At 46.9% G+C, this 24,892-nt stretch carries 24 protein-coding genes and 1 pseudogene; all 25 read left to right on the plus strand.

Going from position 1 to position 24,892, the window contains the following annotated elements; genetic code table 11:
- Positions 1 to 44: 44 nt before the first annotated feature.
- On the plus strand, positions 45 to 356 hold the full coding sequence (gene fliE, locus AB4371_RS06490; RefSeq protein WP_017060684.1) for a flagellar hook-basal body complex protein FliE: 312 nt from the start codon (positions 45 to 47) through the stop codon (positions 354 to 356).
- 16 nt (positions 357 to 372) lie between these two features.
- Positions 373 to 2,115 (plus strand): flagellar basal-body MS-ring/collar protein FliF, encoded by a 1,743-nt coding sequence (gene fliF, locus AB4371_RS06495; RefSeq protein WP_017060683.1) that lies wholly within the window; start codon positions 373 to 375, stop codon positions 2,113 to 2,115.
- Positions 2,108 to 3,169 carry a flagellar motor switch protein FliG gene (gene fliG / locus AB4371_RS06500; RefSeq protein ID WP_017060682.1) on the plus strand — a complete coding sequence of 354 codons (1,062 nt, stop codon included), beginning with the start codon at positions 2,108 to 2,110 and terminating at the stop codon, positions 3,167 to 3,169. Before fliF ends, fliG begins: the two co-directional genes overlap by 8 nt.
- Positions 3,170 to 3,293: 124 nt before the next feature.
- Positions 3,294 to 4,094 carry a flagellar assembly protein FliH gene (gene fliH, locus AB4371_RS06505; RefSeq protein WP_017060681.1) on the plus strand — a complete coding sequence of 267 codons (801 nt, stop codon included), beginning with the start codon at positions 3,294 to 3,296 and terminating at the stop codon, positions 4,092 to 4,094.
- Positions 4,094 to 5,413 (plus strand): flagellar protein export ATPase FliI, encoded by a 1,320-nt coding sequence (fliI, locus tag AB4371_RS06510; protein WP_017060680.1) that lies wholly within the window; start codon positions 4,094 to 4,096, stop codon positions 5,411 to 5,413. Before fliH ends, fliI begins: the two co-directional genes overlap by 1 nt.
- Before the next feature lie 19 nt (positions 5,414 to 5,432).
- Positions 5,433 to 5,870: a flagellar export protein FliJ gene (gene fliJ / locus AB4371_RS06515; RefSeq protein ID WP_017060679.1), complete on the plus strand. Its 438-nt coding sequence runs from the start codon at positions 5,433 to 5,435 to the stop codon at positions 5,868 to 5,870.
- Positions 5,871 to 6,052: 182 nt separating this feature from the next.
- Positions 6,053 to 8,182, plus strand: coding sequence for a flagellar hook-length control protein FliK (locus AB4371_RS06520; protein WP_372149287.1), 2,130 nt, complete (start codon positions 6,053 to 6,055; stop codon positions 8,180 to 8,182).
- 90 nt (positions 8,183 to 8,272) lie between these two features.
- Entirely contained in the window at positions 8,273 to 8,761 is a 489-nt protein-coding gene (fliL, locus tag AB4371_RS06525) for a flagellar basal body-associated protein FliL (protein ID WP_017060677.1), read from the plus strand.
- 7 nt (positions 8,762 to 8,768) lie between these two features.
- On the plus strand, positions 8,769 to 9,815 hold the full coding sequence (gene fliM / locus AB4371_RS06530) for a flagellar motor switch protein FliM (RefSeq protein ID WP_017060676.1): 1,047 nt from the start codon (positions 8,769 to 8,771) through the stop codon (positions 9,813 to 9,815).
- Between the two features lie 29 nt (positions 9,816 to 9,844).
- Positions 9,845 to 10,255: a flagellar motor switch protein FliN gene (fliN, locus tag AB4371_RS06535; protein ID WP_004739851.1), complete on the plus strand. Its 411-nt coding sequence runs from the start codon at positions 9,845 to 9,847 to the stop codon at positions 10,253 to 10,255.
- Positions 10,255 to 10,695, plus strand: a complete 441-nt coding sequence (fliO, locus tag AB4371_RS06540) for a flagellar biosynthetic protein FliO (protein WP_017060675.1) — start codon at positions 10,255 to 10,257, stop codon at positions 10,693 to 10,695. The genes fliN and fliO overlap by 1 nt, the downstream gene beginning before the upstream one ends.
- Entirely contained in the window at positions 10,682 to 11,611 is a 930-nt protein-coding gene (gene fliP / locus AB4371_RS06545; RefSeq protein WP_017064117.1) for a flagellar type III secretion system pore protein FliP, read from the plus strand. The genes fliO and fliP overlap by 14 nt, the downstream gene beginning before the upstream one ends.
- An 11-nt stretch (positions 11,612 to 11,622) precedes the next feature.
- Complete coding sequence (gene fliQ, locus AB4371_RS06550) at positions 11,623 to 11,892, plus strand: flagellar biosynthesis protein FliQ (protein ID WP_029235191.1); 270 nt, start codon at positions 11,623 to 11,625, stop codon at positions 11,890 to 11,892.
- Positions 11,893 to 11,898: 6 nt separating this feature from the next.
- Positions 11,899 to 12,681, plus strand: a complete 783-nt coding sequence (gene fliR, locus AB4371_RS06555) for a flagellar biosynthetic protein FliR (protein ID WP_017060672.1) — start codon at positions 11,899 to 11,901, stop codon at positions 12,679 to 12,681.
- A 9-nt stretch (positions 12,682 to 12,690) separates the two neighbouring features.
- The gene (gene flhB, locus AB4371_RS06560) at positions 12,691 to 13,821 is read left to right on the plus strand and encodes a flagellar biosynthesis protein FlhB (protein WP_017060671.1); all 1,131 of its coding nucleotides are present in this window, start codon (positions 12,691 to 12,693) and stop codon (positions 13,819 to 13,821) included.
- A gap of 211 nt (positions 13,822 to 14,032) precedes the next feature.
- Positions 14,033 to 16,132, plus strand: a complete 2,100-nt coding sequence (flhA, locus tag AB4371_RS06565; protein ID WP_017064115.1) for a flagellar biosynthesis protein FlhA — start codon at positions 14,033 to 14,035, stop codon at positions 16,130 to 16,132.
- 27 nt (positions 16,133 to 16,159) lie between these two features.
- Entirely contained in the window at positions 16,160 to 17,722 is a 1,563-nt protein-coding gene (gene flhF, locus AB4371_RS06570) for a flagellar biosynthesis protein FlhF (RefSeq protein ID WP_029235190.1), read from the plus strand.
- 13 nt (positions 17,723 to 17,735) lie between these two features.
- Positions 17,736 to 18,623 (plus strand): MinD/ParA family protein, encoded by an 888-nt coding sequence (locus AB4371_RS06575; RefSeq protein ID WP_017060668.1) that lies wholly within the window; start codon positions 17,736 to 17,738, stop codon positions 18,621 to 18,623.
- Positions 18,616 to 19,350: an RNA polymerase sigma factor FliA gene (locus AB4371_RS06580; RefSeq protein ID WP_017060667.1), complete on the plus strand. Its 735-nt coding sequence runs from the start codon at positions 18,616 to 18,618 to the stop codon at positions 19,348 to 19,350. The genes AB4371_RS06575 and AB4371_RS06580 overlap by 8 nt, the downstream gene beginning before the upstream one ends.
- Before the next feature lie 42 nt (positions 19,351 to 19,392).
- Positions 19,393 to 19,761, plus strand: a complete 369-nt coding sequence (cheY, locus tag AB4371_RS06585; protein ID WP_016767062.1) for a chemotaxis response regulator CheY — start codon at positions 19,393 to 19,395, stop codon at positions 19,759 to 19,761.
- Positions 19,762 to 19,866: 105 nt separating this feature from the next.
- Positions 19,867 to 20,598: a protein phosphatase CheZ gene (locus AB4371_RS06590; RefSeq protein ID WP_017064113.1), complete on the plus strand. Its 732-nt coding sequence runs from the start codon at positions 19,867 to 19,869 to the stop codon at positions 20,596 to 20,598.
- A gap of 9 nt (positions 20,599 to 20,607) precedes the next feature.
- Positions 20,608 to 22,806 (plus strand): chemotaxis protein CheA, encoded by a 2,199-nt coding sequence (locus AB4371_RS06595; RefSeq protein WP_102393293.1) that lies wholly within the window; start codon positions 20,608 to 20,610, stop codon positions 22,804 to 22,806.
- A 13-nt stretch (positions 22,807 to 22,819) separates the two neighbouring features.
- A complete protein-coding gene (locus tag AB4371_RS06600) occupies positions 22,820 to 23,944 on the plus strand; it encodes a chemotaxis response regulator protein-glutamate methylesterase (RefSeq protein WP_102321169.1) in 1,125 nt (374 codons plus the stop codon).
- Positions 23,945 to 23,954: 10 nt separating this feature from the next.
- Complete coding sequence (locus AB4371_RS06605) at positions 23,955 to 24,737, plus strand: ParA family protein (RefSeq protein WP_017064111.1); 783 nt, start codon at positions 23,955 to 23,957, stop codon at positions 24,735 to 24,737.
- Positions 24,724 to 24,892, plus strand: a pseudogene (locus AB4371_RS06610) (chemotaxis protein CheW); the annotation flags it as partial. The gene AB4371_RS06605 and the pseudogene AB4371_RS06610, both read left to right, overlap by 14 nt.

Genomic DNA, 24,892 nt, shown 5'->3' on the forward strand with positions numbered 1-24,892 from the left:
TATAGCTAAATAGATGGTCATAATTTTGACTCCTGAGGTAGTAGATGAGAATAGATGGTTTACAAGGCGAAATGCAGGCAATGATGGTCGAAGCTGCCAGCGCGCGTCCCGCAGCAACGGGGCAAGCGGTCGGTGCAGATTTTGGCAACATGCTGACTAATGCCATCAATAATGTGAACTCATTACAAAAGACCTCAGGTGATCTTCAAGCTCGTTTTGATAGTGGCGACCAAAGCGTATCCCTATCGGACGTGATGATTGCTCGTAATAAATCTAGTGTGGCTTTTGAGGCGACGATCCAAATTAGAAATAAATTGGTCGAATCGTACAAAGAGCTGATGAATATGCCGGTATAAGTTGGGTAGTTAAATAGTGGCAGATAATAGTCAAACAACAGATTTAACCGTAAGCGATAGCAACGACCATGCACTTATTGCAGGCTCTGAGCTAGACGGAGAAGGGCAAAATCCCGATCTAGGTGAACGCAGTTCATCGAAGTTCGATATGGCTGTCGGTGATCTTGATTTACTTCGTCAGGTCGTCTTAGTCCTTTCTATCTCTATCTGTGTAGCGCTGATTGTGATGCTGTTTTTCTGGGTGAAAGAGCCAGAAATGCGTCCATTAGGGGCTTACGAAACAGAAGAATTGATCCCCGTTCTTGATTACTTAGATCTGCAAAAGATCGATTACACGCTTGAAGGCAATACCATCTCAGTACCGGCGAGTGAGTACAACTCATTAAAGCTTAATATGGTACGAGCGGGTTTGAATCAAGAGCGAAACGCGGGTGATGACATCCTCATGCAAGACATGGGTTTTGGTGTATCACAACGTTTAGAACAAGAACGCCTTAAATTAAGCCGTGAAAGACAACTTGCCAAAGCCATTGAGCAGATGAAACAGGTGCGTAAAGCTCAGGTTTTATTGGCCCTGCCGAAGCAGAGTGTTTTTGTACGTCATAATCAAGAAGCTTCCGCCTCGGTATTCCTAACCCTGAAAACCGGTACTAACCTCAAGCAGCAAGAAGTCGATTCTGTTGTGGATATGGTGGCAAGTGCTGTTCCGGGAATGAAGACCTCACGTATTACGGTGACCGATCAGCATGGTCGATTGTTGAGCTCAGGTTCTCAAGACCCTATGTCTGCGGCGCGTCGTAAAGAACACGAGTTAGAGCGTAATCAAGAGCAAGCGCTGCGTGAAAAAATTGACTCTATCCTGATTCCTATTCTTGGGTTTGGTAACTACACTGCTCAGGTTGATATTCAGCTTGATTTCAGTGCTGTGGAGCAAACAAGAAAACGTTTTGATCCGAATACACCGGCGACTCGAAGTGAATACACCTTAGAAGATTACAACAACGGCAATACTGTGGCGGGTATTCCGGGTGCGTTGAGTAACCAGCCTCCAGCGGATGCCTCAATTCCACAAGATGTGGCTCAGATGAAAGACGGCGCGATGACAGGCCAAGGCTCTGTTCACAAAGAAGCGACTCGAAACTTTGAGCTAGACACCACCATCAGTCATGAACGTAAACAGAGCGGCACGGTTAATCGTCAGACGGTTTCTGTTGCGATCAAAGACCGCCAATCCTTGAACCCAGATACGGGTGAAGTGGTTCATACGCCAATCCCGGCGAGCGAAATCAATGCGATTCGCCAAGTACTGATTGGTACGGTGGGCTTTGATGAAACTCGTGGTGATTTGCTCAACGTATTAAGCATGCAGTTTGCACCTCAAGTAACAGATGTTGTTGCTGATGTGCCAATCTGGGAGCATCCAAACTTCAATGATTGGGTTCGTTGGTTTGCAAGTGCCTTGGTTATCATTGTGGTGGTGTTGGTACTTGTTCGCCCTGCAATGAAGAAACTGCTTAACCCAGCAGCAGACAACGATGAACAGATGTACGGACCTGATGGCATGCCAATTGGTGCCGACGGCGAAACCAGCTTAATTGGTGGTGATATTGAAGGTGGTGAGCTGTTTGAATTTGGTTCAAGTATCGACTTACCAAACCTTCATAAAGACGAGGACGTGCTGAAAGCAGTACGTGCACTTGTAGCGAATGAACCAGAGCTAGCAGCTCAAGTAGTTAAGAATTGGATGGTAGATGGCTAACGAAATAGTTCCACAACAAACTGAAGGCGGTGAAGTGCTTGATGTCTCTAGCGTGGATATCGGCTCTATCTCAGGCGATGAGCGCGCTGCGATCTTGTTGCTCAGTTTAAATGAAGAAGATGCTGCTGGTATTATTCGTCACCTAGAGCCAAAGCAGGTTCAGCGTGTGGGTAGTGCGATGGCGCGAGCTACAGACCTATCCCAAGAGAAAGTAGGCGCTGTGCACCGTGCTTTCTTAGATGATATTCAGAAGTACACCAACATTGGTATGGGCAGCGAAGACTTCATGCGTAATGCGTTAGTTGCTGCTCTGGGTGAAGACAAGGCGAATAACCTTGTTGACCAAATCCTTCTCGGCACAGGTTCGAAAGGTTTGGATTCGCTTAAGTGGATGGATCCTCGTCAGGTGGCGAGCATTATCATCAACGAGCACCCTCAAATTCAAACTATTGTGTTGTCGTACCTCGATGCCGATCAATCGGCTGAGATCCTGTCTCAGTTCCCAGAGCGAGTTCGTCTGGATCTGATGATGCGTATTGCCAACCTTGAAGAAGTTCAACCTTCGGCGCTTGCTGAACTGAATGAAATCATGGAGAAACAGTTCGCGGGTCAAGCGGGTGCTCAAGCTGCCAAAATTGGTGGCCTGAAAGCCGCGGCTGAGATCATGAACTACATGGATAACAACGTGGAAGGCGTCTTGATGGATCAAATCCGTGACCAAGACGAAGACATGGCAACACAGATTCAAGATCTGATGTTTGTCTTTGAAAACCTTATTGAAGTTGATGACCAAGGTGTTCAACGACTACTACGTGATGTTCCACAAGATATTCTACAGAAAGCACTTAAAGGTGCAGATGAAGGTCTACGTGAGAAGATCTTCAAGAACATGTCTAAACGTGCTGCCGATATGATGAGAGACGATATTGAGGCGATGCCGCCAGTCAAAGTCTCTGATGTTGAAGCGGCTCAGAAAGAGATTTTGGGTATCGCGAGGAAGATGGCAGACAGTGGCGAAATTATGCTGTCTGGTGGCGCCGACGAGTTCCTTTAATACAGAAATCTCAAAAGCCCCACACTGTTGGGGCTTTTCTTTATCCAATCTCGAACCACAGATTAACTCAGTTTAACTGCTTGAATTCACAATACAGTTAAGCCACTCATAGATAGGTACTGATATGTCAGGTGATAGAAAACGCGGCTTCCTTCGCCCTGAAGAAGATAATACGGTTGCCCAACCTCAGAAATGGGGGCTGCCTGACTACACCTCTGACGTGAGCAAACAAGCCAAAGAAACCGCTTTTAACTACGACCCTAGTTGGATGCCAACGGTTGAAGAAGCCATTGAAGATGAAGAGCTGGTTCTGACTGAAGAGCAAATCGAGCTGATTAAACAAGGCGCTTATCAGGAAGGGCTGCATCAAGGCCAAGAAGCGGGCTTTAAGCAAGGTTATGAAAAAGGTAAAGAAGAAGGTTTTGCCGCAGGTCACGAAGAAGGCAACGAAGCCGGCAAGCTTGAAGGCGTAACCGCGGGTCAAGAATACATTCAACAACAAGTGGCCGTCTTCATGGGGCTGGCAAACCAGTTTGCTCAACCGTTAGAGCTGATGAACGCTCAGGTGGAGAAGCAATTGGTCGATATGGTGCTTACCATGGTCAAAGAAGTGGTTCATGTTGAAGTACAAACCAATCCACAAATCATATTAGATACCGTTAAAGAGTCGGTAGAGTCGTTGCCGATCTCTGGTCATGCCATCACATTGAAGCTTAACCCAGAAGATGTCGCGATCATTCGCTCTGCGTATGGCGAAACTGAATTGGACTGTCGTAATTGGACACTGGTAGCAGAGCCAGCACTCAACCGTGGTGACGTGCAAATCGAAGCAGGTGAGTCGAGCGTTAACTACCGTATGGAAGATCGCGTAAAGAACGTCATTCAAAACTTCTGCGGTGCAAACCGTCACCAGGGTCATGAGTAATGCTTGAGTTAGCGAACCGTCTCAGTCAGTACAAAGTCGAAGGGTTAAAATCACGACCGATTGCCTCAGGTAAGTTAGTACGCGTTGTTGGCTTAACGCTTGAAGCGACCGGCTGTAAAGCGCCAATCGGAAGTTTGTGTTTAGTCGAAACCATGTCTGGTCAGATGGAAGCCGAAGTCGTCGGTTTCTCTGGCGATAACCTATTTTTGATGCCGAGTGAGCAAATCACCGGGATCTTACCTGGCGCTCGCGTCACGCCAATGACTACCGAAAGTGGTATCCCTGTTGGAATGGAACTGCTCGGTCGAGTGATCGACGGCGTAGGTAATCCACTCGACGGTTTAGGTCCAATCTATACAGAGCAACGCGCTTCATTTAATGCGGAGCCAATCAACCCGTTAGCTCGTAAACCGATTTCTGAACCACTCGATGTCGGCTTGAAAGCCATTAATGGTTTGCTAACCGTGGGTAAAGGGCAACGTATCGGTCTGTTTGCTGGCTCTGGTGTCGGTAAATCCGTAACTCTGGGCATGATGACTCGAGGCACAACTGCGCAAGTAGTGGTCGTAGGCCTAATCGGTGAGCGTGGACGAGAAGTTAAAGAATTTATTGAAGAGATTCTTGGTGAAGATGGCCGTAAGCGTTCGGTTGTTGTTGCCGCTCCTGCCGACTCATCACCATTGATGCGCTTAAAAGGCTGTCAAACCGCGTTGGCTGTCGCCGAGTACTTCCGCGACCAAGGCTTAGATGTTCTGCTACTCATGGATTCATTGACCCGTTTTGCTCAAGCTCAGCGTGAAATTGCTCTGTCTGTGGGTGAGCCGCCAGCAACCAAGGGCTATCCGCCATCAGTCTTCGCTAAGCTTCCTGCGCTGGTGGAACGAGCAGGTAACGGCAATGATGAACAAGGTTCTATCACGGCTTTCTTTACCGTGTTAACCGAAGGCGATGACTTACAAGATCCGATTGCGGATGCGTCGCGAGCAATTCTCGATGGTCACGTTGTGTTATCTCGTGAGATGGCCGATGCCGGTCACTACCCAGCGATTGACGTTGAGAAATCCGTCAGTCGTGTTATGCCGCAAATCACCACTGAAGAACATGTCTTGATGTCGAAAGCGGTAAGGCAAGTGCTGTCTATCTGCCGTAAAAACCAAGATTTGGTGTCAATTGGTGCTTACAAGCCAGGAACGGATCCAGCAATCGATAGTGCCTTCACGTTGAAACCAAAACTGGATGAGTACTTGCAGCAGAAGATGAAAGAGACCGTCCCATACGACATGTGCGTCAACATGTTGAAACATGTATTGGGTGGCTAACGGGTGAATAAGGTTAGTCATGGATAACGCATTAGAATTTTTGCTCGATCAAGCCAAAGATCAAGAGAACCAAGCGGTACTTGCGCTCAACAAAGCGAACTCTGAGCTGCAAGGCTACTATGAGCAGGTTGCGCAGATTGAAAAGTATCGACTGGATTACTGTCAGCAGCTCGTTGACCGCGGCAAGGCAGGCTTAACGGCGAGCCAATATGGTCACTTGAACCGCTTCTTAACTCAGTTGGATGAAACATTATCCAAACAGAGAGAAGCCGAGCACCACTTTAAAAATCAAGTCGACAACTGCCAAAGCTACTGGATGGAGTTACGCAAAAAACGTAAATCCTACGAGTGGTTGATGGAGAAAAAGCAGAAAGAGAAAGCAAAGCTGCAAGATCGAAGAGAACAAAAGCAAATGGATGAATTTTCGACTCTGTTATACAGCCGAAAGAAGATGTGATCCTAAGCCACGAATGACGTCAGTGCTGTTCTCTATATTGTGAAAACCGAACTTATAGGCATGTTTCTTGCTCCGTTTTATATAAAATTGCGCGTTATGCCCACCAAAGGCATGAAAAGCATCCGACTTTCTTTTTGTTGCCTGATTCATGGCAGCAAAGCTAGTAGATAGAGCTTGTATATATGAATGTTAGTCTTTCCTCAAATTCAGCGACCAACAAAATGTCATCGTTGTTGGACACCGGTTCTGCCTCTTCCAAGGTAGAAGAAACCGGCGACTCTAAAGGTTTCTTTGAGTCCTTTAAAGATGCGCTCGGCTTTGAAGAAAGTGACAGTAAAGTCGCAGCAAAAGACACAGAAAGCACTGCGAAACCTGATACTAAACAGACATCTACCGAAGGTGAAGCGTCAGCCGAAGCGAACAAAGGTGATTCCGCTGAATCAAAGGCTACTGACGAAGTGAGCGAAGCGCAAAGCAAGCAAGCAGCTTCAGAAGTAGAAGGCGAGAAAGCTGCTGATAAAACATCAGCAGAGGCTGCGTCTGGATCTGAGGCTCAGCTCAAAGCCAATTCGGGCACTGATAGCACTGTCGCTGATAAGACTGTTGCAGATAAGGCAGATGGTAAAGATGCGCAGGATACGACTAACGAATCTAAAGAACATATTGCTCAATCCCAAACTCAGGGTCCATCAGCGGTAGATGGTGCTACGCAGGCATCGCAAGCCAATGCAGCGATGAGCGAAGGCAATAAATTGCTTGGTCAATTGGATGAGGCAAACAAAACCCTAAATCAAGCGCCAAACGGCAAAGGCTTGCCTCAGCAAGGTCAGGTAGAACAAGCCCAAGGTAATATCACCGGTGCTTCTGTTGCAGGAGTTTCCGTTACGGATAAGGCGACACAACAAGCTAAGGCTGCAAATCAGGAGAAGAGCCTTGAAGTCGATTCTGAAATCGCTGTACTTACCGGAGGTAAGGGTGTTTCTCAGCTAACTGATACTGAAATTCGACAGTTGATGGATAAAGGCGTCACTCCAGAACAAATTGAAGCCAGTATGAGCCGAGAGCTGAGCCAAAAGAATGCAGCTAGTGCGGTTGCTGCCGAGCAGAGCCAAGCATTGTCAGCCGTGGATATTGAACTGGCAAAGCAAGTAGATGCCCATACCAAAGCGCTAAACCAATTGAATGGACAAATCGAATCAGAGCAGTCTGTTGTCGATAGCTTGCTTGATAAGCAACAAAGTGGCGCTAAGTTGACGGTTGATGAGCAAGCCGCTTTGGCTAAAGCGACCTCTAACCTAGACCTGTTGAATCAACAGCTCGCTAACGTTCAACAACAAGTAACAGCTTTGCTAAGTCAAGCTCCGGTTGCGAACAGTGCGTCTGGTGAACCCACTGCTATCGATTGGGATAATACGGATTCAAGCGAAACTAAAGCCTTAGCTGCGGCAGCATCAACAGCAGCTGTAGCGACGGCTACACAACAAGTGTCAGCGCAGGCCGCTTCTCAATCAGCAAACAATGCTCTTACGGACAAGGCGGCAATGCTGCACGCCAATAATGCACATGCAGCCCAACAGGCCGCAGCTCAACAAGCTAATGTGGCTTCACCTCAGCAGCAAGCAACGTTGGATCCAGCTTTAACCGCGCAAGGAATGGCGATGAATGCAACGCCAGCTGCCACAAAAGCAGGCTCGACTGATACGCTTCTTAAAGCGGGCGCCGGTGCAGCAGCACTGTCTGGTTTGGGTAAAGCGGGTGCTAAAGAAGATTCTAAAGATTCGACCTTTGCTCAGCAGATCGCTTCTGCGGCTGGTGCACAAGGTACGGCAACGGTGGGTTCAGCACCTACGCGAGCTGAAATTCAAGCTGCTCAACAAGCGCCCTTACAGCTCACCAAAGAGCTAGCCAATGAGCAAGTGGCTGAAAAAGTACAAATGATGATGTCTAAGAACCTTAAGAACTTGGACATTCGTCTCGACCCACCAGAATTGGGCCAAATGAAAATCCGCATGACCATGAATAATGACGTGGCAAACGTGCACTTTACGGTGAGTAATCAGCAAGCGAGAGATGTGATTGAACAAACCTTACCTCGCTTGAGAGAGATGCTTGCTCAGCAAGGTCTGCAGCTTGCCGATTCGTCTGTTCAACAACAGAACTCCGGTCAGGGACAAGATAGATACAACAATGGTGAGCAACAATCCGGCGCTAACCGCACAAATGATACGCAAGGTGATGAAAACCTTGATAGTGACAGCAATCTTGAATTGAATGTCGCATCAAAGCGTGATGGAATTAGTTATTATGCCTAATATCAGGCTAAGAACGCTTGGTTAATAGAAAAAACCAGTTAATAAAAAGAACCATCAGTTAATCGCAAGAACAGGAAGTTAGAGTAAGATATGGCCGAAGAACAAGATGCACCTAAAGGGAAGAGCAAGCTCCTTATAATTATTATTGCCGTAGTTGTGTTACTGCTTGGTATAGGTGGTGCGCTGTACTTTTTCTTAGGTTCTGACGATAGCGCCTCTGAATCTCAGTCTCAGCCAGCAACGGCTGTGGTCGCTGCAGAGCCGGTTATGTATGTTAATATTCCTCAGCCCTTCTTGTTTAATGTGACAGGTGACAAAAAAGATCGCCTAGTTCAGATAAAAGCACAGCTCATGGTACGTGGCAGTAAGAATGAAGACCTGGCTCGTTACCACTCTCCACTTGTAGAAAGTACGCTACTGGCCACGTTCGCTTCGGCAACGGTTGATCAATTGCGCTCACCAACAGGCCGCGTGGAACTGCGTAATAAGGCAACAGAAGATATTAAAGCAAGCCTGGCTCAAGCTGTTGGCCAGCCTGTGATTGAAAAAGTGTTATTCACTGACTTCGTAATTCAATAGGTAATTTGTGACCGATTTATTAAGCCAAGACGAAATTGATGCGCTGTTACATGGCGTTGATGATGTTGAAGAAGTTGAAGATGTCTTAGAAACCGAAAATGACAATGCGGTCAATTTCGACTTCTCATCTCAAGATCGAATCGTCCGTGGTCGAATGCCGACCCTTGAACTTATTAACGAGCGTTTCGCACGTCATATGCGTATCAGCTTGTTTAATATGTTACGTAAAACGGCTGAAGTGTCGATCAACGGCGTACAGATGATGAAGTTTGGTGAGTACCAAAACACATTGTATGTACCCACCAGTTTAAACATGGTTCGTTTCCGTCCATTGAAAGGTACGGCACTCATCACCATGGAAGCTCGTCTGGTTTTCATTCTCGTAGAGAACTTTTTTGGCGGTGATGGTCGTTTCCACGCCAAGATTGAAGGTCGTGAATTCACGCCTACTGAAAGACGAATCATTCAGTTACTGCTGAAAATTGTTTTTGAAGATTACAAAGAAGCTTGGTCGCCAGTGATGGGGGTTGAGTTTGAATACTTGGATTCTGAAGTGAACCCAAGTATGGCGAACATTGTGAGCCCAACCGAAGTGATTGTTGTGAGTTCGTTCCACATTGAAGTGGATGGTGGTGGTGGTGACTTCCACGTTGTCATGCCTTACTCCATGGTTGAGCCGATCCGTGAACTGCTGGATGCGGGTGTTCAATCAGACAAGATGGAAACCGATGTTCGTTGGAGTACCGCACTGCGTGATGAGATCATGGATGTGCCCGTCAATTTCCGCGTGAATTTGCTAGAGCAAGATATTTCCCTTCGTGATCTGATGGAGCTGCGCCCTGGTGATGTTATCCCAATGAACATGCCTGAGCACGCAACCATGTTTGTCGAAGAACTGCCGACTTATCGTGTGAAAATGGGCCGTTCTGGTGAGAAGCTTGCAGTACAGATTTCGGAAAAAATTCAAAGACCACATGTGGTTAAAACTGATCTCGCTTTTCTAGGTAAAGACTTATTGTCTGAGCTCGAAAACAGTGATGATGACGACGAATAGTAAAATAGATAAAAGTATAGGAATTGGTAATGGAACCTAGTGAAGATCAAAAGCTAGCAGACGAATGGGCTGCAGCACTTGGTGAAGATCCTTCAGCGCCGTCAATTGATGTTGATGATGTGCTTGCGGCACCACTTGATGAGCTAACCGATTCATCATCTCCGATTTCTGAAGATGAGCGTCGTAAGCTGGATACCATTATGGATATTCCAGTGACTATTTCGATGGAAGTTGGCCGCTCTCAGATCAGTATCCGTAACTTACTTCAATTGAACCAAGGCTCGGTTGTTGAGCTTGATCGAATTGCTGGTGAGTCACTGGATGTGATGGTTAACGGTACTCTGATTGCTCACGGTGAAGTGGTTGTAGTAAACGACAAATTTGGTATTCGTTTGACTGACGTTATTAGCCAAACAGAACGAATTAAGAAGCTGCGTTAATGAGCTTTTTGTCTCAAAGACTGGCGGGCTCTTTTCTCGGAATGACAGGTTTGTTACGAGGAATCTTGGGAGTAGGGCTATTAACGGCTCCTTCCATTGCCTTTGCAGCAACACCGCCTTCTCTCGATTTAGCGACCACCTTTGGGTCGCTAATTTTCGTTATAGCCTTCATTTTATTTATTGCTTGGCTACTCAAGCGAATGCAAGTACCTGCGATGTCGAATCAACAAGGTTTGGCGATTGTTAGGCAAATCCCTGTTGGTACTAAAGAGCGTATCGCTATTGTGCAAGCGGGCGATGAACAGTTCTTGGTAGGGATTACCACACAATCGATTCAGCTGATCTCTAAGCTCGATAAACCTCTTACTCAGGAGATGCTGGAAAAAAGTACATTTTCAAGTCAGCTTTCCCAGCTAATAAAAAAAGATGCAAACAAGTAACGGACTTTTGAACTCCTCTTACTTTCACCAAGCCGGAGCTTTCCGAGCGGTGAAAGTGTGGTTGGTTCAGCTTATTCTCCTATGCTCAATCGTATTCAGTGTGTCGGTATTTGCACAAGCTGAAGACGGCACCGTCATTCCTGCGAATACCGCTGGCTCGGAATCGGTCACTATCAGCACGATGGAACAAGACCAAGCCAAATCGACAACCATGACCACGGGCAGCTTGACTGGCAATGGTGGCGGCATACCTGCCTTTACCATGACAACCAATGCCAATGGCGGTGAAGACTACTCGATTAACCTGCAAATTCTCGCGTTAATGACCATGCTTGGCTTCTTGCCGGCGATGGTGATTTTGATGACATCGTTCACTCGTATTGTGGTTGTGATGTCTATCTTGCGTCAGGCGATGGGTCTACAACAAACACCGTCTAACCAAGTCATTATTGGTATCGCGATATTCTTGACCTTCTTCATCATGTCGCCAGTGATTAATCAAGTTAACGAACAAGCAGTTCAGCCTTATCTTAATGAACAGATATCGGCACGACAGGCATTTGATGTTGCCCAAAAACCGATTAAATCCTTCATGCTCAAGCAGACTCGAATCAAAGATCTTGAAACCTTTGTTGAGATTTCTGGCGCGGAAGTGACTAACCCTGAAGATGTTTCGATGGCGGTGCTGATTCCAGCATTTATCACATCGGAATTAAAAACGGCTTTCCAAATCGGATTTATGCTGTTCTTGCCTTTCCTAATCATCGACTTGGTGGTGGCATCGGTATTGATGGCTATGGGTATGATGATGTTGTCACCGATGATTGTATCGCTGCCGTTTAAGTTGATGCTGTTTGTTCTTGTTGATGGCTGGAACTTGATACTCTCCACACTCGCCGGCAGTTTTGCCTTGTAGCTGGGGGAATAATGAATCCTGAAATATTCGTAGAGTTGTTCCGAGATGCCCTTTGGATGGTATTAATCATGGTTTGCGCCATCATTATTCCTAGCCTGCTGATCGGTTTGGTTGTGGCTGTTTTCCAAGCTGCGACCTCAATCAACGAACAAACCCTGAGTTTCCTGCCGCGTTTGATCGTAACTTTGTTGGCGTTGATGCTATTCGCACACTGGATGACCCAGATGATGATGGAGTTCTTTTTTGAGCTCATCGAACGCTTGCCGCAAGTTCTGTATTAAACCGATATGGAATACCCAACGAGCCTTGTACTAGAGTGGTTAGCCAATTATTTTTGGCCATACACTCGCATCTCAGCGATGCTGATGGTGATGACGGTAACAGGGGCACGCTTCGTGTCGCCGCGTATTCGTCTGTATTTAGGCTTGGCGATCACTTTTGCGGTGATGCCTGCGATTCCGGCCGTTCCCAAAGAGATTGAACTTCTGTCCTTTCAAGGCTTCCTGACTGTCTTCGAGCAAATTGTGATTGGCGTGGCCATGGGTTTTGTTACCCAGTTCATGATTCAAACCTTTGTTATGCTGGGTCAGATCCTCGGTATGCAATCGAGCTTGGGTTTTGCATCAATGGTCGACCCGGCTAACGGGCAAAATACGCCGGTACTTGGTCAGCTGTTCATGCTGCTAGCGACCATGTTTTTTTTGGCGACCGATGGTCACTTGAAAATGCTGCAGCTGGTGGTGTTTAGTTTTAAGACCTTGCCGATTGGCAGTGGCTCTCTAACCTCTGTGGATTTTCGAGAGCTCGCGTTGTGGCTCGGCATCATGTTCAAAACGGCATTAGCGATGTCATTGTCGGGGATTATTGCGCTGCTAACGATTAACCTCTCTTTTGGTGTAATGACGCGTGCGGCACCTCAGTTAAACATCTTTTCTTTGGGTTTTGCATTTGCGCTACTCGTGGGTCTGTTACTTTGTTGGTACATCCTTGGCGGTTTGTATAGTCACTATGAGCTATTCTGGATGCAGGGCGAACAACAGATATGTCGTCTAATCCGGTTAGATTGCTAGGAGACTGAAATGGCAGAGTCAGACGGTCAAGAACGCACAGAAGACGCCACGCCCAAACGCTTGCAACAGGCCAAAGAGAAAGGGCAGGTTGCAAGGTCAAAAGAGCTAGCGTCAGCATCGGTATTAATTGTCGGTGCGATTGCTTTAATGTGGTTTGGCGAATCGATGGCGAAGGCTTTGTTCGAGGCGATGCAACGCCTGTTCTCTTTGAGTCGCGACGAGATCTTTGACACTAACAAACTCCTAGAAATCGCTGGTGGTGCACTGGTGAACCTGCTGTTCCCGCTGTTTTTGATACTGATAACTTTGTTTGTTGCTGCCGTCATCGGCGCTGCGGGTGTCGGTGGGATTAACTTCTCAATGCAAGCGGCGATGCCAAAGGCGTCTAAGCTCAACCCACTCAGTGGTATCAAGCGTATGTTTGGCCTGCAAAGTTGGGTTGAACTGCTCAAGTCTATTCTTAAAGTAGCGCTCGTATCGGGGATGGCGATTTATCTGATTCAAGCCTCTCAGCATGATTTAATGCAGCTGAGTATGGATGTGTACCCGCAGAACATCTTTCATGCCTTGGATATCTTGCTCAATTTCATCCTGTTGATCAGCTGCTCACTGCTGATTGTGGTGGCGATTGATATCCCGTTCCAGATCTGGCAACACGCCGATCAATTGAAGATGACCAAACAAGAAGTCAAAGACGAATTCAAAGACACTGAAGGTAAGCCGGAAGTGAAAGGCCGAATTCGCATGCTTCAAAGGGAAGCGGCTCAGCGTCGCATGATGGCTGATGTCCCTCAAGCGGATGTGATTGTGACCAACCCGGAACACTTTTCAGTGGCGCTGCGCTATAAGCAGAATCAAGACAAAGCACCAATTGTGGTTGCTAAAGGTGTCGACCACATGGCGATGAAGATCCGAGAGATTGCGCGTGCAAACGACATCTATATAGTTCCAGCGCCGCCATTGGCGAGGGCGCTTTATCACACCACTGAGCTAGAACAACAAATTCCTGACGGTCTGTTTACGGCAGTTGCGCAAGTGCTTGCATATGTTTTCCAGCTTAAACAGTACCGAAAACGAGGTGGTGAGCGACCAAAACTGCAAGATTCTAATATGCCGATCCCACCTGATTTACGTCATTAGATCAATTGCTTGAGCTCTGCGTGATGAACCCTGATAATAGTGAGCTAGCTAATCTTCCTTTTATAGAGGTGATGGCGATAATTTGACGTGAGATGTTGGTACAGTGTTTGCTGTAGTAGCCTGAACATTATAAGCCCATAGCAAAACAGCCCTGACTAAGATTTAATCCACTTGTTCAGAGAGCTACAACATAGCGAAACTGTCTAGATTTATGAAATTCTCCCTGCCTTTTGTGGACAAGCTACCTAAAATCCCTAACCGTGCCATGCCTGCGATTGGTGCACCTGTTATGGTACTTGCAACGCTTGCTATGGTGGTGTTGCCCATTCCAGCTTTCTTGTTGGATATGTTCTTCACCTTCAATATTGCACTGTCTATGGTTGTGCTATTGGTATCGGTTTATACCCGCAGGCCTTTAGATTTCGCTGCATTCCCGACCGTCCTGCTGATTGCGACTCTACTTCGATTGGCCTTGAACGTTGCTTCGACACGTGTGGTATTGCTCCATGGTCACGAAGGTGGCGACGCGGCAGGTAACGTGATTGAAGCCTTCGGTAACGTGGTTATCGGTGGTAACTACGCGGTTGGTTTAGTGGTGTTCTTGATTCTTATGATCATCAACTTCATGGTTGTAACCAAAGGTGCGGGTCGTATCTCGGAAGTAAGCGCGCGTTTCACGTTAGACGCCTTACCGGGTAAACAGATGGCAATCGATGCCGACTTGAACGCAGGTTTGATCGACCAAGACCAAGCGCGTCTGAGACGTTTTGAAGTCACCAAAGAAGCTGACTTCTACGGTTCGATGGACGGTGCTTCTAAGTTTGTTAAAGGCGATGCGATCGCTGGTATCTTAATCTTATTCATCAACATCATTGGTGGCTTGAGCATTGGTATGGCTCAGTTTGATCTTGGTTTTGGTGAAGCAATCGAAATCTACACGCTACTGACTATCGGTGATGGTCTGGTTGCACAAATTCCATCTCTATTACTGTCTATTGCAGCTGCGATGATGGTAACGCGCCAAAATACTGATGAAGATATGGGTGAGCAACTTGTCTTCCAGATGTTCGACAATCCAAAAGCCTTGATGATCACCGCCGCCATCCTTGGCATCATGGGTATTGTTCCGGGTATGCCACATTTCTCGTTCTTGAGCCTTGCCATCGTTGCCGGCGCGGGGGCGTATTACATCGATAAAAAGAACAAGAAGAAGGCGGAAGAGCCTAACCTTCCGGCGACAGTTGAAGCGAATGGAGAAGTAGGCTCTCAGAAGGAGCTCTCTTGGGATGATGTTCAACCTGTCGATATTATTGGTTTAGAAGTGGGTTACCGTTTAATTCCTTTGGTTGATAGAGACCAAGGTGGTGAATTGCTTGAACGCGTTAAAGGTGTGCGTAAAAAGCTGTCTCAAGACTTTGGTTTCTTGATCCCAGCGGTACACATTCGCGATAACCTAGAACTGACACCAAACAGCTACCGTATTACCCTGATGGGTGTTGCTGTGGGTGAAGCTGAGATTAAGCCAGACATGGAGCTCGCGATTAACCCGGGCCAAGTCTATGGCATGATCGATGGCGAGCCGACGATTGACCCTGCCTTTGGCCTTGAAGCGGTTTGGATTCGTGAAGAGCAGCGTGAACACGCACAAGCTCTAGGTTATACCGTTGTAGATTCTTCTACAGTACTGGCGACACACCTTAGCCAGCTGCTAACCAACAACGCATCGCAGCTCATTGGCCACGAAGAAGTTCAGAATTTACTTGAGATGCTCAGCCGCTCAACACCTAAGCTGGTGGAAGGTTTTGTACCGGATCAATTGCAGTTGGGTGTGGTTGTGAAAGTGCTACAGAACCTGCTGAATGAAGCGATTCCAATTCGTGACATTCGAACCATAGTCCAAACTTTGTCGGAGTATTCAGGTAAGAGTCAAGAACCTGACATACTTACTGCGGCGGTTCGCATCTCATTGAAACGATTAATTGTTCAGGAAATCAATGGTATAGAGCCCGAGTTACCAGTGATAACCTTGATTCCTGAGCTGGAACAAATCTTGCATCAAACCATGCAGGCATCCGGCGGAGAATCTGCTGGTATTGAACCTGGTTTAGCCGAACGTTTACAGACCTCTCTCAGCCACGCTACACAAGAGCAAGAGCTGAAAGGTGAGCCCGCGGTACTATTGACCTCTGGCGTGTTGCGTTCGACTCTGGCTAAGTTCGTGAAGAACACGATCCCAAGCTTGCGAGTCTTGTCTTACCAAGAAATACCGGACGAAAAGCAGATACGTATAGTACAAGCTGTTGGTAATTAAGCCGCCTAATTAGAATGGACAATCGAATTGAAAATTAAACGATTTTTTGCAAAAGATATGCGAACGGCTCTGCTCCAAGTTAAAGAAGAACTTGGTTCAGAAGCGGTGATCATGTCTAACAAAAAGGTCGCAGGTGGCGTGGAAATTGTTGCCGCTATTGATGGCGAATCCAGCCCGTCGACAGCGAGCCAGAGATTAAATAAACCTCAGCAGCCTGCACAAAGCCAATATACGCAAATGGCCGCGCCCGCAGCTCCTGCTGGGCGACGTCAACTAGACGATGACAAGGTTAGCCTACAGTCGAATGTTGAAGGTGGACGCTCAATGACTAAGCGCTTTGCGAATATGCTTAAGCAATACAGTCATGGCGCCGATGATGAGCCACAGCATCGTGCAGAAAATGAAGATTCATTGTCAGCATTGCTCAATCGCCAATCAAGCACGGGCCATAAGCCTCATAGTCATCAGACTCAAAGCAATTTGCAGTCTCATGGCCATCAGCAATCTCACGGTAACCAACAGTCTCACGGAAATCTTGATTCTGCATTTGCTCGTGAAACGGGTTTGTCTAAGTTGATTGCTGAAGACCGCAGAGTAGAGCGCCCGACACCTCGCTTGGATCCTACCCGTTATGATCGTGGTCGAGAGAACACTCAGTCCAAAGGTTCTGATACTGAAATGGAAACGATGCGCGAAGAGATGACCTCAATTCGTCGTCTGTTAGAGCATCAAGTTTCTGGGTTGATGTGGCAAGAAGTTGAGCGCCGTGAACCACTGAGAGCCATGCTTATTAAGCGCCTTGAACGTATGGGTGTATCTGCAGAGCTTGCCGATCAAATGGCTTGCTACATTCCTGAAGATACTAAACCTGCACGTGCATGGAAGGCTCTGTTAGCTCTGGTTGCTGACCAAATCTCCGTTACACAAAAAGATATTTTAAAACGCGGCGGTATTGTGGCTCTACTTGGCCCAACCGGCGTGGGTAAAACAACGACTGTTGCAAAGCTAGCTGCACGTGCTGCCATGGAATATGGCGCTGATAACGTCGCACTAGTGACAACTGACACATATCGTATAGGTGCACATGAGCAGTTATCGATCTACGGCCGAATTATGGGTTGTCCTGTAAGAGTTGCTAAAGATTCTAGCGAACTGGCCGATGTAATATATCAGTTACGTAATCGTCGCCTGATTCTGGTCGATACTGCAGGCATGGGACAACGAGATGTTCGCCTATCTGAGCAGTTAGACACATTGATGCAAGAGAGTGGTTCCGTTATCAATAGCTACCTTGTGTTGCCTGCAACCGCGCAACGCAAAGTGCTGCAAGAAACAATTGAACACTTTAGAAGAATCCCGTTGTCGGGATGCATCATGACTAAGCTGGATGAATCCCTAAGTCTAGGTGAATTCATCAGTGTCGTAATACAAAATGCATTACCAGTTGCTTACATAGCAAATGGTCAACGAGTTCCTGAAGATATCGTTATAGCTCAGCCAAAGTACATGATTGCTAAGGCTAATGAGCTATTAGAAAAATCTACAGAGAATGAACCTCATTACTGGAATAGCGATTCTGAAGGGCTCTAGGCGGCGGATAAATATGAATGAAAATATGATACATGACCAAGCTAGCGGCCTCCGTCGCTTAACCAAGCCTTCACTCACAAAAGTTATCGCTGTAACCGGTGGTAAGGGAGGCGTTGGTAAATCTAATGTGACGTTAGGTATGGCTATTTGCATGGCGCGCCAAGGCAAAAAAGTCATGGTGCTAGATGCCGATTTAGGACTAGCGAACGTCGATATCATGCTAGGTATTCGTTCTAAACGAAACCTTGGGCATGTGTTGGCTGGCGAATGTGAACTTAAGGATGCGATTGTCGAAGGGCCGCACGGAATTAAAATTATTCCAGCGACATCGGGCACTCAAAGCATGACTGAACTTTCACACGCACAGCATGCTGGTTTGATTCGCGCATTCGGTTCGCTTGAAGACGAGATGGATATCTTGTTGGTTGATACCGCAGCCGGTATTTCGGACATGGTGATCAGCTTCTCAAGAGCGGCGCAAGACGTGGTTGTCGTGGTATGTGATGAACCTACCTCGATCACGGATGCATATGCTTTGATTAAGCTTTTAAGCAGAGAACACCAAGTTCAGCGATTCAAAGTTGTTGCAAATATGGTCAGAAGCTACCGCGAAGGCCGAGAATTATTTGCAAAGTTGACTTTGGTCACAGAGCGCTTCTTGAATGTGAGCCTCGAACTCGTAGCATGTATTCCTTTAGATGATAAAGTACGTCAATCAGTCAAGAGACAGAAAATCGTAGTCGATGCGTTTCCTCGCTCTCCAGCTGCATTGGCAATCAGCTCTTTGGCTAACAAAGCCTTGACCTGGCCAATACCAAAAACACCGAGCGGACACTTGGAGTTCTTTGTTGAAAGGCTGCTGAATCGTACTGAATTTATAGAGGAACCATTTGGTGAATAAAGCGCTTACTTACGACCAACACGCTAATCACAATAGCCAACAGGCTTTTTTTGAGAAGTACTCTGTGTTGGTTAAACGTATCGCTCATCACTTGTTGGGGCGATTACCGCCTAATGTATTGGTTGATGACTTAATTCAAGCTGGCATGATCGGCTTGATTGAAGCGCAACAAAACTATGATGGTACCAAAGGCGCAAGCTTTGAGACGTATGCTGGTATTCGGATTCGCGGGGCAATGTTGGATGACATTCGCCGTGGGGACTGGGTGCCGAGATCGGTTCATAAGAACAATCGAGAAATCAGCAGTGCAATTGCGGAATTAGAGGGTATCCTCAACCGCGACCCGAGTGATGCCGAAGTGGCAAAACACATGGGGCTCAGTTTAGAGCAGTATCACAGTGCTTTAACTGACATTAATTGCTCAAGACTGGTTGGAATTGAAGATTTAGGCGTCTCAGATGATGTAATATCTCCGAATGAAGACTCTCAAGATAATACGCCTTTTCAAGGGGTTGCTGATGAGTCATTCCGCCAAGCTTTGATCGATTCGATAAAACAACTTCCGGAAAGGGAAGGCCTTGTGCTTTCGCTTTATTACGACGAAGAACTCAATTTAAAAGAGATTGGGGAAGTGTTAGGTGTCAGCGAATCTCGTGTCAGCCAAATACTGAGCCAATCTATGCAGCGTTTACGCACTAAGTTAAGTGCTTGGACACAGAACGACTAACAACACTGATCCTATTCAGTGGAGGCTAATTTGAACAAAAACATGAAAATTCTCATTGTTGATGATTTTTCAACGATGCGCCGAATTGTTAAAAACCTACTTCGCGATTTAGGTTTCAACAACACTCAAGAAGCAGATGATGGCTTGACCGCGTTACCTATGCTGAAAAAAGGCGAATTTGATTTCGTGGTAACTGACTGGAACATGCCAGGCATGCAAGGGATTGACCTGCTTAAACACATTCGCGCAGACGCAGAACTTAAGCACCTTCCAGTGCTTATGATAACAGCTGAAGCGAAGCGTGAGCAGATCATCGAAGCTGCGCAAGCGGGTGTTAATGGTTACATTGTGAAGCCTTTCACTGCTGCAACGCTGAAAGAGAAACTTGATAAGATTTTTGATCGCTTATAAGCATCAATAAATTTAGGCACTTCTAGGTAAACACTGACTGATAAGTTATCTGTTTATCTCGATAGCCTAAGCGCACAAAGTATGCGGAGTAAGGCCGAATTCAGGATGATTTCATTAGAACAAGCAAAAAAATTAGTAGAGCTGCTTGAGAACGATGAGCAGCAAAATGCTGATTCTCTTGTGAGAAGCATTTATGAAGATAACTTTAGTCTTCAAGACAATCCAATGCTTCAAGAAATAGGAAGTCTGACACGCGACCTCCACGACTCTTTGACTCAATTCAATTTCGATGAACGCATCAGCGTTATCGCAAATGACGAAATCCCTGATGCAAGGGATCGCCTTCAGTATGTCATTGATAAAACGGAAGTTGCGGCAAATAAGACGATGGACGCTGTCGATCGCTGTATGCCAATCGCAGACAACCTACACGAGTGTTTACTTCAAGTAAGGCCTCAATGGAATGAACTGATGCATGGCCGCATTGAGCTGGCACAATTTAAAGCTTTATGTCACCGCATTGATGGATTGCTTGTCCAAGTAGAAGGCGACAGTACTGAACTACGCGGACAATTGACTGAAATCTTGATGGCTCAGGATTTCCAAGATTTAACTGGGCAGATAATCAGCAAAGTTATTACCTTGGTGAATGAGGTGGAAGGACGTTTGGTCGAGATTCTCACGGTATTCGGTGCGAATCAAAAAGAGCCAACTCCAGAGTCAGAGAAGAAAGCATCGATTGCGCCTGAAGGTCCAATTATGAACCCAGAAGAGCGCGAAGACGCTGTCGCATCTCAAGATGAAGTCGACGATTTGTTATCCAGTCTTGGATTTTAAAGGTAACGTATGAGCTACGATTTAGACGAAGATATTCTTCAGGACTTTTTAGTCGAAGCAGGAGAGATCCTTGAACTCCTATCAGAACAACTGGTAGAGCTTGAGAATAACCCTGACGACAAAGACCTATTAAATGCTATTTTCCGTGGTTTCCATACAGTAAAAGGTGGTGCTGGTTTCCTAGCATTAACTGAGCTGGTGGATACTTGTCATGGTGCTGAGAATGTGTTCGACATTCTGCGAAACGGCCAACGCAGCGTAACATCAGGTTTGATGGATACCATGCTGCAGGCGCTAGATACAGTCAATGTACAGTTTCGCGCCGTGCAAGATCAGGAACCTTTAGTGCCAGCCGACCAATCTTTATTGGATGAACTTCACCGTCTCTGTAAACCAGAGTCTGCGGATGAAGTGGCACCAGTAGAAGCGCCTGCACCTATTATCCCTGAACCTGTTGTTGCAGCGCCTGAGCCTGTTATTGCTCCGGAACCTACTGCTGAAAGCTCAAACATCAATGCATCTTCAGTCGATGATATCTCTGAAGATGAGTTTGAACGCTTGCTTGATGAGCTTCACGGTAAAGGTGGTTCACCAACAGCGCCTTCTGCACCAACAGCGCCGCCAGCACCCGCTGCACCTCAGTCTGTTGCTGACAGTGGTGATATTACTGATGACGAATTTGAAAAGTTATTAGATGAATTGCACGGTGCGGGTAAGAGCCCGACAGCGGCAAGTTCAACGCCTCCTCCACCGCCAACGCCGCCAGCAGCACCTGTTTCGGCGATGTCTGAAGGCGATGATCTGATGACTGACGAAGAGTTCGAGAAGTTACTTGACCAACTACATGGCTCAGGTAATGGACCTTCGATTGAAGAATTGGATGCCGCGACTAAGCCAGCAGAAGTTAAGGCAGTAGCACCTCAAGCTGCGCCTAAACCTCAACCAGCCGCGCCAGTTGCCGTTAAAGCTGAGCCAAAACCGAGCGCTCCAGCAAAAGCTGAAGTTAAAGTGCCGGCTAAGAAGCAACAAGCTGAAGCGACAGTTCGTGTTGATACATCAACACTGGACACCATCATGAACATGGTGGGTGAACTGGTATTGGTGCGTAACCGACTAGTCAGCCTAGGCCTCAACAGCAACGACGAAGAAATGTCGAAAGCTGTCTCTAACTTAGATGTTGTTACTGCAGACCTTCAAGGTGCGGTAATGAAGACTCGTATGCAGCCGATCAAGAAAGTATTTGGTCGCTTCCCACGAGTTGTCCGTGACCTTGCTCGTAGCTTGAAGAAAGACATCGTTCTTGAAATGCGTGGCGAAGAAACGGACCTTGATAAAAACTTAGTAGAAGCACTTGCTGATCCCCTGATTCACTTGGTGAGAAACTCGGTCGACCATGGTATTGAAATGCCAAACGACCGTGTTGCTGCGGGTAAATCACAAACGGGTAAAGTGATTCTGTCTGCCTCTCAAGAAGGTGACCACATTGAACTGGCTATCGTTGATGACGGTGGCGGTATGGACCCTGATAAGCTTCGTGCTATCGCGGTTAAACGTGGCCTGATGGATGAAGATGCAGCGTCTCGCTTATCAAATAAAGAGTGTTTCAACCTGATTTTTGCTCCTGGCTTCTCAAGCAAAGAGCAGATCTCGGATATATCTGGTCGTGGTGTGGGTATGGACGTTGTGAAAACAGCGATCAACACACTGAACGGCTCTATTGATATTGATTCAGAAATGGGACAGGGCACCAAGATCACCATCAAGGTTCCACTAACCCTAGCGATTCTACCAACCTTGATGGTCGGTGTTGCGGGTCACCCATTTGCATTGCCATTGGCATCGGTTAACGAGATCTTCCACCTAGATTTAAGCCGCACAAACGTGGTTGATGGTCAGCTGACGATCATCGTTCGCGATAAATCTATTCCGTTGTTCTACTTGCAAAACTGGCTTGCACCTAAAGCGGGTATTGTTGAACTGCGTAAAGGGCACGGCCATGTTGTTATCGTGCAACTTGGTAGCCAACGTGTTGGTTTTGTTGTCGATACGCTTATCGGTCAAGAAGAAGTCGTGATCAAGCCACTTGATAAACTTCTGCAAGGCACGCCAGGAATGGCAGGCGCGACAATTACAAGTGACGGACACATTGCATTGATTCTAGATGTGCCGGACTTGTTGAAGCAGTACGCAGCTGCGTCAAGAATTTAATTTAAGGATAAATATGGCGATTAAAGTATTAGTCGTTGATGATTCGAGTTTTTTTCGTCGTCGCGTTAGCGAGATCATCAACTCAGAGGCTCGCCTAGAAGTCATTGATGTCGCAGTAAACGGTAAAGAAGCGGTTGAGAAAGCGAAACAGCTAAGACCTGACGTAATCACGATGGACATTGAAATGCCTGTCATGGACGGCATCACTGCCGTTCGTGAGATCATGGCCGCGTCTCCAACGCCTATTTTGATGTTTTCATCGTTAACGCATGATGGAGCGAGAGCAACGTTAGATGCGTTAGATGCAGGTGCTCTCGACTTCCTTCCTAAGAAGTTTGAAGACATTGCACGTAACCGCGACGATGCAGTTGCATTGCTTCAACAGCGTGTGATTCAGATTGCAGCGAAGCGTGCATTTATGCGTCGTGCTCCTATTGCGCCGAGAGCGACTGCGACGACTTCAACATCTACGCTATTGCGCCAGCCGATTTCAACAGCAGCTTCGACTTCGACAGCGAAGCCTGCGGTTGCATCAACGGCGAAATTCAGAGCGTCAGGTAAGAAGTATCAATTAACAGCCATTGGTACTTCGACTGGCGGCCCTGTTGCTCTACAGAAGATTTTGACTCGCATCCCTGCACACTACCCACATCCAATTGTGTTAGTTCAGCATATGCCAGCAACATTCACAGCGGCTTTTGCTAGTCGCTTGAACACCTTGTGTAAGATTGAAGTTCGTGAAGCGCAAGACGGTGATGTGCTAAAGCCTGGCGTGGCGTATCTTGCTCCGGGTGGTAAACAGATGATGGTGGATGGCCGCGCAGGGTCTGCACGTCTAAGAATTATCGATGGCGGCGACCGCATGAACTACAAGCCTTGTGTGGATGTCACATTCGGCTCTGCAGCGAAGATCTACGGCGACAAAGTCTTGTCTATGATACTGACCGGTATGGGAGCAGATGGCCGAGAAGGTTCGCGTATGTTGAAAACTGCGGGCTCGACGATTTGGGCACAAGACGAAGATAGTTGTGTTGTATATGGTATGCCTCAAGCTGTAGCAAAAGCTGGCATTTCTACTGAAGACCTCCCTCTAGACCGCATAGCGGAAAGGATCTTGGTTGAAGTTGGGTTAGCTTAGGTAAATCGAAATGATTGTTTGGAGTGTTGCAAACCAAAAAGGTGGTGTTGGTAAAACGACCACGACCGTGACTCTAGCAGGTTTACTTGCGTTGAAGGGGCACCGTGTTCTATTGGTTGATACTGACCCACATGCATCACTGACCACCTATCTGGGGTACGACTCAGATACGGTGGAATCGAGCCTGTTTGATCTGTTCCAGTTGCGTGAGTTTAACGCGCAGACGGTAAGACCTTTGCTTTTACAGACGGAAGTCGAAGGTATCGATATTATTCCTGCCCACATGTCTTTGGCGACATTAGACCGTGTAATGGGAAATCGAAGCGGCATGGGGTTGATCTTGAAACGCGCTTTGGCCGCTTTGAAAGACGACTATGACTATGTGTTGATCGATTGCCCGCCAATTCTGGGTGTGATGATGGTCAATGCATTGGCTGCAAGCGATCGTATATTGATTCCGGTGCAGACGGAATTTTTGGCGATGAAGGGCTTAGAGCGCATGATTCGCACTTTGACCATTATGCAGAAGTCGCGCAAAACACCGTTTAAGGTGACGATTGTCCCGACGATGTACGACAAGCGAACCAAAGCCTCACTGCAAACATTAACGCAGCTCAAAGATGATTACCCAAACCAAGTTTGGACGTCTGCTGTGCCGATTGATACCAAGTTTCGAGACGCGAGCCTAAAACGCTTGCCAGCCTCTCATTTTGCATCGGGTAGCCGTGGTGTATTTGCTTATAAACAGTTGCTTATTTATCTCGAAAGGTTGGCGATAAATGAGCGCGAATAAAGAATCAACAATGGCGCAGCCAAGTCTCTCTAGTGAACAAGCACTGGATGATTACTTTACTGCGTTATTAGGCGATGAAAGCTTTGAATCTGACGATTTTTTTGTTGACGAGTCGAGCGACGAATCACAATCTGAAGAGCCAGAGCCAGAGCCAG

Origin of the sequence: Vibrio sp. 10N.261.51.A3 (assembly GCF_041471965.1) — a bacterium.
In the GTDB taxonomy this organism is placed as follows: domain Bacteria; phylum Pseudomonadota; class Gammaproteobacteria; order Enterobacterales; family Vibrionaceae; genus Vibrio; species Vibrio crassostreae_C.